This is a genomic window from Glaciimonas sp. GNP009 (assembly GCF_054343755.1).
The window spans coordinates 3,377,974-3,392,540 of the sequence record NZ_JBTGUV010000004.1 but is presented as its reverse complement, the minus strand read 5'-3'; the positions used below and the strand labels follow the sequence as shown (position 1 = coordinate 3,392,540).

General features: G+C 49.8%; 10 protein-coding genes. 1 reads left to right on the top strand and 9 read right to left on the bottom strand.

Features of this window, described 5'->3' with window-relative positions; genetic code table 11:
• Positions 1–70 precede the first annotated feature (70 nt).
• The 8 genes from rpiA to kdpF all read right to left on the bottom strand — a co-directional run bounded on the left by rpiA (position 71) and on the right by kdpF (position 10,345).
• The gene (rpiA, locus tag ACXX82_RS15795; RefSeq protein WP_322240492.1) at positions 71–742 is read right to left on the bottom strand and encodes a ribose-5-phosphate isomerase RpiA; all 672 of its coding nucleotides are present in this window, start codon (positions 740–742) and stop codon (positions 71–73) included.
• A gap of 203 nt (positions 743–945) precedes the next feature.
• Positions 946–1,644 (bottom strand): two-component system response regulator KdpE, encoded by a 699-nt coding sequence (gene kdpE / locus ACXX82_RS15790; protein WP_322236411.1) that lies wholly within the window; start codon positions 1,642–1,644, stop codon positions 946–948.
• A 10-nt stretch (positions 1,645–1,654) separates the two neighbouring features.
• Complete coding sequence (locus ACXX82_RS15785) at positions 1,655–4,471, bottom strand: DUF4118 domain-containing protein (protein WP_323506100.1); 2,817 nt, start codon at positions 4,469–4,471, stop codon at positions 1,655–1,657.
• Positions 4,472–4,623: 152 nt separating this feature from the next.
• Positions 4,624–5,358, bottom strand: a complete 735-nt coding sequence (locus tag ACXX82_RS15780; RefSeq protein ID WP_322236407.1) for a TorF family putative porin — start codon at positions 5,356–5,358, stop codon at positions 4,624–4,626.
• A gap of 344 nt (positions 5,359–5,702) precedes the next feature.
• On the bottom strand, positions 5,703–6,308 hold the full coding sequence (kdpC, locus tag ACXX82_RS15775) for a potassium-transporting ATPase subunit KdpC (protein WP_322236405.1): 606 nt from the start codon (positions 6,306–6,308) through the stop codon (positions 5,703–5,705).
• 10 nt (positions 6,309–6,318) lie between these two features.
• Positions 6,319–8,409, bottom strand: a complete 2,091-nt coding sequence (kdpB, locus tag ACXX82_RS15770; protein ID WP_322236403.1) for a potassium-transporting ATPase subunit KdpB — start codon at positions 8,407–8,409, stop codon at positions 6,319–6,321.
• 26 nt (positions 8,410–8,435) lie between these two features.
• On the bottom strand, positions 8,436–10,256 hold the full coding sequence (kdpA, locus tag ACXX82_RS15765) for a potassium-transporting ATPase subunit KdpA (protein WP_458563235.1): 1,821 nt from the start codon (positions 10,254–10,256) through the stop codon (positions 8,436–8,438).
• On the bottom strand, positions 10,256–10,345 hold the full coding sequence (gene kdpF, locus ACXX82_RS15760; protein WP_322236400.1) for a K(+)-transporting ATPase subunit F: 90 nt from the start codon (positions 10,343–10,345) through the stop codon (positions 10,256–10,258). Before kdpF ends, kdpA begins: the two co-directional genes overlap by 1 nt.
• Positions 10,346–10,838: 493 nt before the next feature.
• Between kdpF and ACXX82_RS15755 the strand changes: the two genes are divergently transcribed.
• Entirely contained in the window at positions 10,839–13,004 is a 2,166-nt protein-coding gene (locus ACXX82_RS15755) for an FUSC family membrane protein (protein WP_458563234.1), read from the top strand.
• Positions 13,005–13,189: 185 nt separating this feature from the next.
• Here ACXX82_RS15755 and ACXX82_RS15750 read toward each other — a convergent pair whose 3' ends face one another.
• On the bottom strand, positions 13,190–14,275 hold the full coding sequence (locus ACXX82_RS15750) for a hypothetical protein (RefSeq protein ID WP_458563233.1): 1,086 nt from the start codon (positions 14,273–14,275) through the stop codon (positions 13,190–13,192).
• Positions 14,276–14,567: the final 292 nt, after the last annotated feature.

Below are 14,567 nucleotides of genomic sequence, written 5' to 3'. Positions count from 1 at the left end.
GCTTTTTTCATAGCGGCTGAAATTAAACTAATGTAAATGCATTCAGCGGCTGACCCAACTTATCGACACATTAAAACGTCAACGTTTTAACGCCCTCCGGGGTTCCCAGCAAACACACGTTTGCGCCTTGTTTAGCAAACAGGCCAACCGATACGACGCCAGTGATCTGGTTGATCTGGGCTTCCATTGCAATCGGGTCCACGATCTTCAGGCCGTGCATATCGATGATGACGCAGCCGTTGTCGGTGATGAGAGGAATACCATCCTTGAAGCGCAAGCGCGGTTCTCCGCCGAGTTTTGCCAGCTTGCGTGCTACCACCGCCTGCGCCATCGGAATCACTTCCACCGGCAGCGGAAATTTACCCAATACGTTGACGAGTTTAGAGCCGTCAGCGATACAAATAAATTTTTCTGCAACCGATGCTACGATTTTCTCACGCGTCAGCGCCGCGCCACCGCCCTTGATCATCGCGCCCTGCGCGTTAACTTCGTCCGCACCGTCGATATACACCGGCATTGACAACACCTGATTGAGATCAAATACTTCAATATCATGACTACGCAGGCGGGCAGCTGTCGCTTCAGAGGATGCGACCGCACCTTTGATCAAATGCTTGATCTTGGCCAGTTCATCAATGAAAAAATTCGCAGTGGAGCCAGTACCGACACCAACAATGTCGCGTTCCACGACATATTTAATTGCTTCGCGAGCAACAGCTTGCTTCATTTCGTCCTGCGTCATAGCGGCCATGGCAATCTTCTTAGAAAAGAATTAAAAACGCTATTCTAACCAATCAGGCCTTCCATCGGTCAAACCGCCATTTAACGTTGCCAGTTGGCGGTGACAATTACTAAATGCAAAAAAAATTGAGAGACTTATAGACATCAATAACACAAGAGAATTGCCTAGCTGAAAATCCGGTTTGCAGAGCGACCAAACCACACTTACACGGATAACATGATCCGGTAGCCAACTGCCGTCTCCGTCAGCAAATATTTTGGCTGGGCCGGATCGTCTTCCAGCTTTTGGCGCAAATGGCCCATGTAAATCCGCAAATAGTGGCCGCTCTCGGAATGCGACGGTCCCCATACTTCGCGTAATAACTGCGGATTGGTCACCACCCGACCAGCGTTCGCCACTAGTACCGTCAATAAACGATATTCAGTTGGCGTGAGATGCACTTGTTGTTGTGCTTTAGTAACCAGTCGTGCCTGTTGATCCAGCGTTACATCACCAAACCGGATCAATCCGTCGGCATCCCCTAAAGGCTGATGCTGACGACGTAACGTGGCCCGCACCCGGGCCAGCAACTCGCCGACTCCAAAAGGTTTGCTCAAGTAGTCATCCGCTCCAGCATCCAACGCCTTAATCTTGTCGTTTTCACTGACGCGAGCGGATAACACGATGATCGGCACTTTAGACCATTTTCTGACATCCAGAATGAATTCAATACCATCACCGTCTGGCAAACCCAAATCGAGAATAATCAAATTCGGCTTACGCGTGCCGGTGTCGATCAATCCTCGGTGCAAAGTGTCGGCCTCATGGATTTGCCAACCCTCGTCCTCCAGCGCCGCACGCACGAAGCGTCGGATTTGTGGTTCGTCTTCGACCAGAATCGCTACGGGTTGTGGCTGGCTCATGATGGCCCTTTTATATAGATGGTTCGACCGGATTGAAATCACCTTCTTCAACATCCGGCATGCTAGGTGGCACGCCGAGCGGCAGAGTAAAGGTAAATTCGGCACCGCGTTCTGCACTGGATTTTGCACCAATAGTGCCGCCATGCGCCTCGACGATCGCACGGCAAATTGCGAGTCCTAATCCAACGCCGGGCTTCGCCGACTCGCGCTCACCACGCGTGAACTTGTCGAAGATGGCCTCTTCCATACCGGTCGGAAGCCCTGGACCGTCATCCGAAACGGTGACCGACATGAAGCGCCCTGCCACCTTTGCGGACAACACAATAACAGATTCAAGCGGCGAGTATTTGGCAGAATTTTCTAATAAATTACACAATACGCGTTCAATCAGTACCGCATCGAAACGAACCAACGGCAGGCTGTGAGCGACGCGGATCTCCACCCGATGCGCGGCCAACGGTGAAGTACTGGCGCGCAACGCACTACCAACAACTTCTTCGAAAGGCTGCCATTGCAAGTTGAGTTTCACTTCACCACTTTGTATGCGGGCCATATCCAGCAAATTGGTCACCAGTGCGCTCATGCGCAAGGTCTCGTCATGCAACGCGGTCGCCAAACCTTGCTGCGCACTTTGCAAAGGCGGCCTGGAAAGAACTAAGGACTCCGACAAACCGATCAATGCGGTCAACGGCGTTCGCAGATCGTGCGACAACGCCGACAATAATGAATTGCGCAAACGTTCCGACTCCATCTTGATCAATGCGTCCTGGGCTACTTCAATATAATGCACGCGCTCTAAAGCAATCGCAGCCAACGCCCCAAAAGTGTAGAGTTGTTGCTGCTGCTCCGGGATGAGTAACCAACGGCGGCTGTGCGGAAGAATTGCCAATACGCCACGGGTACGCATTGGTGCAACTAGAGGCAAATAGAGACAATTACTGGCTGGCAAGGTATCCGTGCCGATACCTGCATTCCTGGCATTATCGAAGGCCCATTGGGCGATTCCGATATCCAGGGACTTATGAACTGAGTCGTGAAGACTTTGATCCGTATTTGTTCCATCTTCCGCCACGGTGACTTGTAATCGTCCGTGCAAATCGGGCACTAGCAAAAGTGTCTGAGCGTTAAATGTACGTTGTAAAAATTTTCGGCTGGTTTCGAATATCTGCTCAGTTTGCAACGCGCCAGATAGTTCGCGGGAAAATTCAAACAAAGCCCGGGAACGCGCTTCACGATAAGACGCAACCCGTGCTTGATATCGTAGACCGGTAGTCAGGTGCGTAATGATCAGACCGACTGCCAGCATGACCGCAAACGTCATCAAATATTGAAAGTCGCTGACAGCAAACGAAAACCGTGGCGGCACAAAAAAGAAATCGAATGCGCCAATACTCAACAGCGCCACCGTTATAGCTGGACCACGCCCAAAACGCACCGCGATCAATACCTCTGCCAGTAAATAAAGCATGACGATATTTGCCAAATCAAAATACGGCAAAATCGGAGTCGCCAGGAGGGTAACCAATATCGTGACCGCAACCGCCCAGTAGTATCCCAAAGAGCGCGATTTTTCAAGCATCCGCTTCGGCTTCAGGAGCGATGGAGAGATTGCCGAAGTAGCAGAAGATGATTGTTTAGTGACCGCCCGGATCGATGGCTGACCGATCTCAATAAGATCAATGTCCTTGGCCTGAGCGGCAATTCGCATCGCAAAATTACTCTGCAAAGGCCAAAGTGAACGCCAACGCCATTGACCGTAATACTGACTCCGTCCAACGATGATTTTTGAAATATTGTGATTCCGCGCAAAATCTGCAATCACCTGAGTGACATCGTTTCCTGCTAAAACGGCGGTGGTCGCGCCCAGACTTTGTGCCAGCTTGAGCGTCTCCAGAATCGCCTCTCGGCGCGCTGACGACATTCGCTGCAGGCGTGGTGTCTCAACATACACTGCTCGCCACTCGGTGTTCAATTGTGTCGCAAGTCGTGCCGTGCTGCGAATCACGTGTTCGGCGTTAATAGTTGGACCGACGCAGGCTAGCAAAGCTGCATCAGTCTGCCACACCGCGCCTATCGACTTCTCCACCCGATATGCCTGTACGTCACCTTGAAGACGATCGGCAGTGCGACGCAATGCCAACTCCCGCAAGGCAATTAAATTTCCCTTGCGAAAGAAATTGCGTGATGCACGCTCGGCTTGCGGCAATTTATAGACTTTCCCACTGCGTAATCGGGCCAGCAACTCATCGGCCGGGACGTCCACTTGTACCACTTCATCAGCGGCATCAAATACGGTGTCCGGCAACGTCTCCGCCACCCGAATGCCTGTGATACCGCCAACTACGTCATTCAGACTTTCAAGATGCTGGACATTGAGTGTGGTGAAGACATCGATACCCGCACTCAATAACTCTTCCACATCCTGCCAGCGCTTGGGATGTCGGGAGCCGGGTGCGTTGGAATGCGCCAGTTCGTCGACTAATATCAGCGATGGCTTGCGCTCTAGCGCAGCATCCAGATCGAATTCCGGTAATTGCTTATCGCGATAGGTGAGCTGTTTTAGTGGAAGTACTTCTAAACCGGTTAACTGAGTTGCCGTGTCGATTCGTCCGTGGGTTTCGATGACTCCGGCCAACACTTCGCGCCCGTCAGCGCGGAGTTTGTGGGCGGCGGAAAGCATTGCATAGGTTTTTCCTACGCCAGCCGAAGCACCAAAGTAGATACGTAGCTTGCCTCGTGCTGCGTGGATTTGTTCGGATTGCATACGGGCCAGCAACGCGTCTGGATCAGGCCGTTGATCATTATTATTCGGATAATTGGATGACATAAGTAGTGAGAGTAAATCAACAAAAAATCAGCAACAAATCAACCAATGAACCAATAGCACACACCTCCAATGACGCATTGAGGGGCCGCCGACGCAATTAAATGAAATCAATCCCCTGATTGTAGAGGCATTTTGTCATCAATTGCATAACATCAAAAGGTTTTGGTCACAGACAACAATAACGCGGTCTTTCCCAGATCCTTATAATCTGGACCCGGTCCGGCATAGCTTTTGGAATCGGTCCCGACCAGCGCTACACTACCCGCCAATATACCGAAGTCTTTTGTAAGGCCAATCCTCCAGTCGTTATAGCTTGAAGCGGAATTATTTTTGACGGTTTGATGACCAACGTGAAGATTGACCACATAGCCGTTAGTCACATCAATGTTGGCACCTACATCCACGTAATCACTGTTCTTGCTGTTAGCAAAACCGAAAAGATTAGTAACCGCTTGGGAATATTTGAGATACATAGGACCATAACCCACCTGACCATAGACTTCGGTGGTGTTCGCGTTCGGGTGCAAGTCATTGGATGGATAAACGTAGGTTAATACACCCAAATCATAGGTCCAGTTCTGGGAAAAATTTCCTTTTTTACCCGCATAAACGTCCCACTCAACATTGCCGCTTCCACCCGCATCTTTGATCCATTTCAGCGTCGACAACCATGTCCCGACATATAAGCCGGTTGGATTGTTCGCATAATCGGCACCACCTTGTACTGCTGGCTTAAGCCTGGTTTGTGAAATGCCACGAAACCGATAGTCAGACACCACACTGGCGTTATAGCTAACAACATTATCCGGCACAGGTGCATCTTCTGCGTACGAAAACGAAGCACTACAGGTAATGATGATTGCCACTGCAAGAGTAATTTTTTTCATGAATTATTTCATTCGCATTAAAGGTAAAAGTGAAATAGCGCATTGGCGCTGGTGGCGGTGAATATTGCGTACTAATTACTGATCACTGATCGCGATGACAAAGAAACCTTAGGCGCCGCAATCGTTCATACAAGACCATTGCATAAACAGCGTCGCGACATTCAGATTACGTCAAGCAAGATTGGTGAAAAATCCTATTGGGATTAAGTTGCCTGACTTGCCAATCAAAGTAACGTCAGCGCAAGCGATGCTGCCCTAAAAATAGGAATGTTGATCTTGCCTGCTGAAGTGTCATCCACATTAGCCACTGCGCGCAATTAGTACGCAATGGCGATTTTTTCTCATTAATGCTTTTGATCCAGCGCGAGATTGAGATCCAGCACATTAATGCGTGGCTCGCCGAGAAATCCCACACTGCGGGTCAGTTGCTTGGCGTCGATGATGCCGCGTACTACTTCGATGCTCAGTTTTCTCTCGCGCGCAACGCGAGCGGCTTGATAATACGCGGCGGCAGTACTCATTTCTGGATCAAGCCCGCTGCCAGATGCCGTGACCAGATCGACCGGGATAGAGAGCGTATTAGTAGGATCCACAGCCTTGAGTGCAGCGACGCGGCCTTTGACCGCCTCAATCAGCGCTGGATTACTGGGACCAAAATTAGAACCCCCAGATGAGGTCGCGTTGTAGGGCATAGGGCTGGTAGCGGACAAGCGTCCCCAGAAATACTCGGGAGCAGAAAACTCCTGTCCAATCAGTCGTGATCCGACTGTTTTACCATTCTGAATAATCAGACTACCTGCCGCCTTATCGGCAAAAGCGACCTTGCCAATACCGGTGACGACAACAGGGTAAATAATGCCGCAAATGAGACTCAAAGCCGTGAACAAAACAAGCGCCGGGCGCAACATCGGGCCAGGGGCGCTAGCAATAACGAGAGGGGAGGTTTTCATTTGAAATTTCCTAAACTAAATTAAGAGCGGACAGCAGCATATCGATCAACTTGATACCGATAAATGGCGCAATGATTCCGCCTAATCCATAGATCAACAGATTGCGGCGTAACAAAGCGGCCGCGCCAACAGCGCGATATTTAACCCCCTTGAGCGCCAGTGGAATCAACGCAACGATGATCAATGCGTTAAAAATGACAGCCGACATGATGGCTGAGGATGGGCTCGCCAGATGCATGATGTTTAGCGCCGCAAGTTGCGGATAAGTGGTGACGAAAGCGGCTGGAATAATCGCAAAATACTTAGCGATATCGTTCGCAATCGAGAACGTTGACAACGCCCCGCGTGTCATCAGCATTTGTTTGCCGATCTCTACGATCTCCAATAACTTGGTGGGATTGGAATCCAGATCAACCATGTTGCCTGCTTCTTTAGCGGCCTGCGTGCCACTATTCATCGCCACTGCGACATCCGCTTGCGCCAACGCTGGCGCATCGTTGGTACCGTCGCCGGTCATCGCCACCATACGACCTTCGGACTGATAGGATCGAATCAGTTTGAGTTTATCCTCCGGGGTTGCTTCGGCCAGAAAATCGTCGACCCCGGCTTCAGCAGCAATCGCAGCTGCCGTCAAGCGATTGTCACCGGTAATCATGACCGTTTTAATCCCCATCTGCCGCAATTCCGCAAAACGCTCTTTGATACCGCCTTTGACGATATCCTTCAGTTCAACCACGCCCATTACCACGCCGTTATCAACCACAACCAACGGTGTACTACCGCGCCGCGCAACGTCATCGACAGATCGTGCGACTTCGGCAGGGAACGGCTGTCCTAAAGAAGCGACGTAACTCTTTAACGCTTCTGAAGAGCCTTTGCGAATCAGACGATCGCCAATGTCGACCCCACTCATACGCGTTTGGGCCGTGAACGGAACAAACACGGCATGGAGCGAACTCATAGCGCGTTCACGAATATTAAACCGCTGTTTAGCCAACACGACGATGCTGCGACCTTCTGGCGTTTCATCCGCCAGCGAGGCCAACTGGGCAACATCTGCCAATTGCTGTTCGCTAATGCCGGGTGCCGGAATAAAAGTAGCGGCTTGACGATTACCGAGCGTGATGGTGCCGGTTTTGTCGAGCAACAGCACGTCTACGTCACCAGCAGCTTCGACCGCACGGCCTGACGTGGCGATCACATTAGCTTGCATCATGCGGCTCATACCAGCAACCCCGATCGCAGACAGCAAACCGCCAATGGTGGTCGGAATCAGGCAAACCAGCAAAGCAATCAACACCGTAATGGTGATTGGCGTACCGAATTTGGCGGCAGATACGCTGAACAATGAGAATGGCAACAATGTGACGGTGACCAACAGGAACACGATGGTCAACGCTACCAGCAAAATCGTCAACGCAATTTCGTTTGGCGTCTTTTGCCGCTTTGCGCCTTCAACCATGGCGATCATACGATCCAGAAACGCTTCACCAGGATTAACCGAAACACGGACGACCAGCCAATCGGACAATACCCGCGTTCCCCCGGTAACGGCTGAAAAGTCGCCACCGGATTCACGAATCACCGGTGCTGATTCGCCTGTGATTGCGCTTTCATCGACCGATGCGACGCCTTCGATCACTTCACCATCGACTGGCACCACATCGCCAGCCTCAATCAGAACGACATCGCCTTTGCGGAGTTCACTGGCAGAAATGGGTGACCACTTACTTTCAGCGCCGCTTTTTCCTTCAACACCAAGGAGTTTTTTTGCGGTCACGGTTTGCTTAAGCGCCCGTAACGATTCGGCCTGCGCTTTACTGCGCCCTTCCGCTAATGCCTCCGCAAAGTTGGCGAACAAAACCGTGAACCAGAGCCAGACCGAAATAGCCAGAATGAATGCCGGACTGGCTTCGCCTTTTCCAAACCATGCTTGAAAAAATAGCAGCGTGGTGAGAATACTACCGACATACACCACAAACATTACTGGATTGCGCAGCTGTGTGCGTGGCGTCAATTTTTTAAACGATGCGACGATTGCAGGACCAAGTAGCTTGGAATCAAACAACGTCAATTTACTGCGAGAACTGTTGGAGGACATGATGTTCCTTATTATTTATGTGGCGACTAATGTGCTAGCGCTGGCGCGACGGACATTTGCAGATGCTCAACGATCGGACCTAAGGCCAATGACGGCACATAATTCAGCACACCCACTAACACAACAATCCCGATCAACAGCACGACGAACAAAGGACCATGTGTCGGCATCGTTCCCGCATTCACTTCCAACCGTTTCTTTGCTGCGAGCGAGCCAGCGATCGCCAGAATCGCAATAATGATCACAAAGCGTCCAAACCACATGGCAATTGCCAGCGTGATGTTGTAGAACGGTGTGTTGGCTGACAAGCCACCAAAGGCGCTACCGTTATTGTTAGCAGCAGAACTGAAGGCGTACAGGATCTCGGTGAAGCCATGCGCGCCGGGGTTGAGAATGCCGGCCGTACCAGCTGTCACCATCACCGCAATGGCCGTGCCACCAAGAACCAACAAAGGCACCGCAAGAATCGCAATCGCGGTCATCTTCATTTCGAATGACTGAATTTTTTTACCAAGATATTCAGGCGTGCGACCGATCATTAATCCGGCAATAAACACCGCCATAATGGCAAACACCAACATGCCGTACAGACCCGAACCAACACCACCAAATACCACTTCACCCATTTGCATCAAAGCCAATGGCACCATGCCACCGAGTGCGGTAAAGGAGTCGTGCATTGCATTCACCGCACCGCACGAAGCAGCGGTAGTGATAGCGGCAAACAAAGCCGAAGCGCTAATGCCAAAACGTGTTTCTTTCCCTTCCATATTGCCGCCAGACTGCAACAAGCTATTGGCCTGATCAATACCAAGCGCGCTTAAACCCGGATGTGATTGCTGCTCAGCGATCAACACGACCCCCGTCATAATCACAAAGATGATGGTCATCGCCGCCAGCACTGCCCAACCCTGACGAATATCTCCGACCATGCGGCCAAATACAAAGCACAGCGCCGCAGGAATCAGGAAAATAGTCAACATCTGCATGAAGTTCGACATCGGGGTCGGATTTTCATAAGGATGCGCTGAATTGGCATTGAAAAAGCCGCCGCCATTGGTGCCGATCATCTTGATCGCCTCTTGCGATGCGACGGGACCCATCGCTAGGGTTTGAGTCGACGTGTTCAGCGTTTCCAGAACCGGATTGCCGCTCGCGTCTTTTATCGGCTGGCCATCAGCGCCCACTTTTGGTTGTTGGTAAGTTAGCGCTTGCACCAGCGAAACATCTTTATAGGCATCAAAATTCTGGATTACGCCTTGACCCATCAACAACACGGCAAATATCAGCGATAACGGCAATAATAAATACATCGTTGAACGGGTAATATCGCGCCAAAAATTACCCACCGAATGCGACGAGTGGCGCGCAAATCCGCGAATCAATGCAAATGCCACGGCAATTCCGGTAGCGGCTGAAAAGAAATTCTGCACAGCCAGAACGAGCATCTGAGTGAGATAACTCATGGTGCTTTCACCGCTATAGGCTTGCCAATTGGTATTGCTAATAAAACTCACAGCCGTATTAAAGGCAGAATCTGGTGAAACGTTAGGAAAGTGCTGCGGATTGAGCGGAAGCCAAACCTGAACGCGCTGTAACGCATACGTCACAAGCGCGCCGAGTGTATTGAAAATAAGCAACGCTAACGCATAGCTCTTCCAACCCATTTCGTCTTTCGACGTAATACCAGCAAGTCGATATAAGCCATGCTCAAAGCGCGCCAACCAACCCATGCCCGGCATTGGTTCATCACCCGCAATCCGGACGATCAATTTAGCAAGCGGATAGCTCAGCACCAGCAAGACGATTAAGAACGCTGCCAGCAGCAATATTGATTGGGAAGTCATCAGAAATCCTCCGCGTTCAACAACGCCAATATCAAATACACCAGCAGCGCCACCGTTACGACCGCGCCGAGCACATAAAAGGGATTCATTTCCGATCCTCCAGCTTTTTACATCCAACTGCCAATGCCCAGGTCAGGCCGAAAAACACCACGATCCCTGCGACAAATAGTCCATCCATTAGAAAATCCATCATTGCCCTCATTACATTGTTTCAACAACTACAGGCTATCGGGAAGCTTCTAAAAACGGTGTAAAGACTATGATGATGGGTGTAAACAAAGTGTAAAAATGCGGGTATAAATGCTATATCGCGATCAAATTGATCGGGCACATGCCAAAGCTGTTAACCCAAGCAGGCGGAGCAACGTGATAAAAACCGCCGCTACGCCAGTTAAAGCTAATCGTTTGCATAACGGGCGCTCGACGGAGGGGAATGTAGCGATAGACGTTCGCAGTATTTATTTTGCGTAATTGAACCTGTTAGGATCGTTAGCGCAGCATTTTTTTGCCTTGATGCTAACAATAACGACGGGCAAACGCGGTACACTTCCCGCGTTGCCGTCATTGCTATAGAGACTACTTATGCATTACGCCCTGGATTTACGGACGTTTATTTTCAGTCACTATTTTTATACCGGCCTTCGGATAGGCACCGGCATCGTCGGCTTTACCTTGCTGGTATTGCCGTTCACCGATCTGCCGACCGCCATGACGGTCTGCATCGGTGCGCTATCAACCAGCTTGATGGACTTGCCCAGCACCTTGCGGCACAAGTTTAACGAGATGCTTTCAAGCGTGTTGCTGTGTTCGATCGTGACGTTGATTATTAGTCTCTGCGCACCGTTTCAATGGCTGTTAAGCATCATGCTGGTACTCGTCACATTTTTGGCTTGCATGATGGTGGTCTACGGCAAGAAGGCAATGCCCTTGCAATTCGCTGCACTGTTCGCGATGACGCTATCCATGAGCAATACCGTCTCCATCGCAGGCGCATTTCTGCATACCGGCGTATTTTTTGGCGGCGGCATGGCTTATTTGGGATATTCGATGGTGGTGTCGTGGTTTTTGCGCCGTCGTATTAAACAACAAATTCTGGCCGAAGCATTATTTGAGTTGGCGCGCTACCTTGATATCAAAGCCGACTTTTACGACATGCATGTCGAACTAAACAATCAGTTTAATCGATTGGTACGCCAACAAATTGTACTGGCAGACAAACAGCAAGCGTCGCGCGATCTGATTTTACGTGGTCCAAAAAGCCAACAAAATGCGATTCTCGTACAGGTACATTTCGGCATGTTCGATTTGTATGAATATATATTGTCGACCCACACCGACTATATGGAGTTGCGCCAGAATTTTGCCGATGCCGACATCCTGACCTATTTTCGCGACCTGATCAACAAGGCGGCCAAGGATATCGAGACTATCGCTTACGCCATCACGCGCAAGCGTGCTTCCTTCCGAACGATCAGTTATAAAGCTGAATTTCGTGCCATTGAAGTCGAATTGCAACAGCTTCAACAAGATAGCCTGGCCGGAAAAATACCGGAAGCGGCAATGGATTTGATCCGCGTCACCTATAACAAAATACGCGACACAGTCGACATGATCGACGAATTACATCGCGCTACGCAAGGCGCGCACGGCGAATTACCGGATATGCTGGGCGCGGACATGACGCCGTTTCTGACGCAGCAAAAATATCAACTGGGCGTATTGCTAGCCAATTTGCGTTGGCAATCACCAGCGTTTCGTTTTGCTTTGCGCGGAGCAATGGCGATTACAGTCGGCCTGCTGGTCGCAGAGCATCTGCCCTATACCTCGCATGGATACTGGATCGTGCTGACGATTGCCATCATTTTAAAACCCAGTTTCAGTCAGACTAAACAACGGCGAAGCGACCGTCTGCTCGGCACCCTGATTGGCTGCGTAGCGACCGCCTTGATCCTGCGTTTCGTACACGAACCAGTCGCCCTCCTGGGCTTTTTATTCCTCGCGACGGTAGCTGCACCCGCATTCATTTACGTTAAATACCGCTACACGGCGATTGCCGCCAGTATGCAGATTCTGCTACAAATTAATTTAGTGATTCCAAGTAGCGGCCATGTCATTGGCGAGCGCCTGCTGGATACGATTATCGGCGCCGCAATTGCCACTGCGTTCAGCTTTGTGCTGCCAAGCTGGGAATATCGGACCTTGCCGCAGCTTGTGCGTCGCGTACTCACCAGCAATATGGGGTATCTGGAAGCGGCGAATAATATGCTGCAAGCAAAAACCCCGGATGACTTTATTTATCGGCTATCTCGCAAACGCTTTCTCGACAGCATCGCGGATTTGGTTTCCACACTTGTCCGCATGCTGGACGAGCCCGCCAGCAAACATCGGGCGGTGGAAGAACTGAATCAATTTATCGTACAAAATTATCTGGTAATGGCGCATGTGGCGGCAATGCGTTTGCTACTTAGGCGAAATCAGGAGAGCTTGCCACGGCCAGCGGTGAATGCGCTGTTGCAACAGGCAACAACGCATGTTTGCCTTTCTTTGACGCTTGCTGAGCAGGTTCTTAATCCTAAAAGCGATCCGTTGACCGAGACGAATGAGTCGTCGGTCGAGCCGGTTGATATAACGGCTGAGACTACTTTGTGGAAGGGTTGGTGGCCGTTGCAGCGTCGGGTTGAGTTGCTGTATCAGGATGCGGATAAGATTTCTTTGAGAAGTGCGGATATTGGACGGATATTGGGTTGAGTGTAATTTGACTGTTATTCGGAGTTCCCTGAAATGTAGTATGCCATCGGTGAGTTTGTTTTTATCATCTATGGAGAGCTAAATTTCAGAGGCTCAAAGTGCTAGCGCAGTTGCAAATAAAAGTAAATATTTAAGTCGGCTGGAATTCTCGAATTAAATTGATTTGTAGTGTTTTATGTTGAGATTTAGTTTAATTTTTGTATAAATGCAGTTTTTTCCCATCCTCCGTGAGGTGCAGACCCAGCCAATATGCTGCCATCGGACGATACTCCAGCAATATTGCGCTCTGAAATATTCCCGGTTGTTTTTCCTAAATCCACCATTCCTGTGTCGGCAGTCCATCGAAATAAGTGATTTTCTTCTTCACTGTTGGCGGATGAAATTCCATACACAATCTTGCCGTCCCCGCTGACAGCGAAGGCTTTTGAATACACATCATATGTACCTTTGGTCTTAATTAGCGTGCCTAAATTTTTTATGCCCTCTTTTTCTGTCCACCGATATGCGCGCTCTGCGCCATCTATGAACACTGAACCGACGACGACCGAACCATCATCGCTTACGCCATTTGCATAGCTTGATAGGCGTCGACCTTTAACTATAGATATATCTTTTAATCCATCTCCTTTTTTCCACCTAAATACATGGTTATTAATTTCTCCAACCACAACTTCACCATTGGGTGTCATAGCTTTTACACGAGAAGCTTCATTTTTTTGTTTCGATCCAAGAAAGGTGATGACATCGTTTGAAACCAAGACGGCGCGTGTTTCTGCACTGTTCTTCGGATTAAGAATCCTTCCGCCCATTGTTGCTCCATCAGCACTCAGCACAGCAGGACAAAAAGTTTCTAATTGAGCGTTGATTTGTGTCAAATCAACGATACCTGTTTCTGCCGTCCACTTAAATGGACGTGGATCTTCTCGTCCTGGGCGTTGCAGCATTCCGGCAATAACAGTTCCATCCATATTGACGGCAGTAGCCCATGACCAAGGTGCCGCATCTTTATTGATGTCTATCATGCCTGTTTTTTCTGACCATACGAAGGCATGGGGATTACAATTGCCATCGCTCTTAACGTCGCTGCCTCCAACGACGAACTTGCCATTCGCGCTAATTGCACGCGCTTCTGTGACACAGGACGGAACAACTGCGGTTGTTAAATAGTGTGGTTCAGAAGATTTTAAAACGAATACCTCACTGCCCAAGACCGGTTGAGTCGTAAAAATTACGGCTGTTGTCAGGAATAGAAAGCAATAGGATTTTTTCATAGAGAGCATGGGATTTTAGTGTTTGTCAGTTGTAGTGCTGGTTCGAATAAAATTCTGTTTTAACGCCGCTTCTCACTTAATAGCGATCAGAAAGCGTCACCGCTTTTATCGCTAGCACATACTGTGCTTGCACTTGCCAGCAGTGAAAGAGAATAGAAAGCACTCCCCCGTATTCTGGGGATGAGTGATGCCGAAAAAAATCATAGCTGTTCCCTCGCCTGCCTTCGACAATGCGCATCGCCTGACTGAAAAAATTGCACCATATAGCGCGCCTGCCGAATGTAGTTTGTGA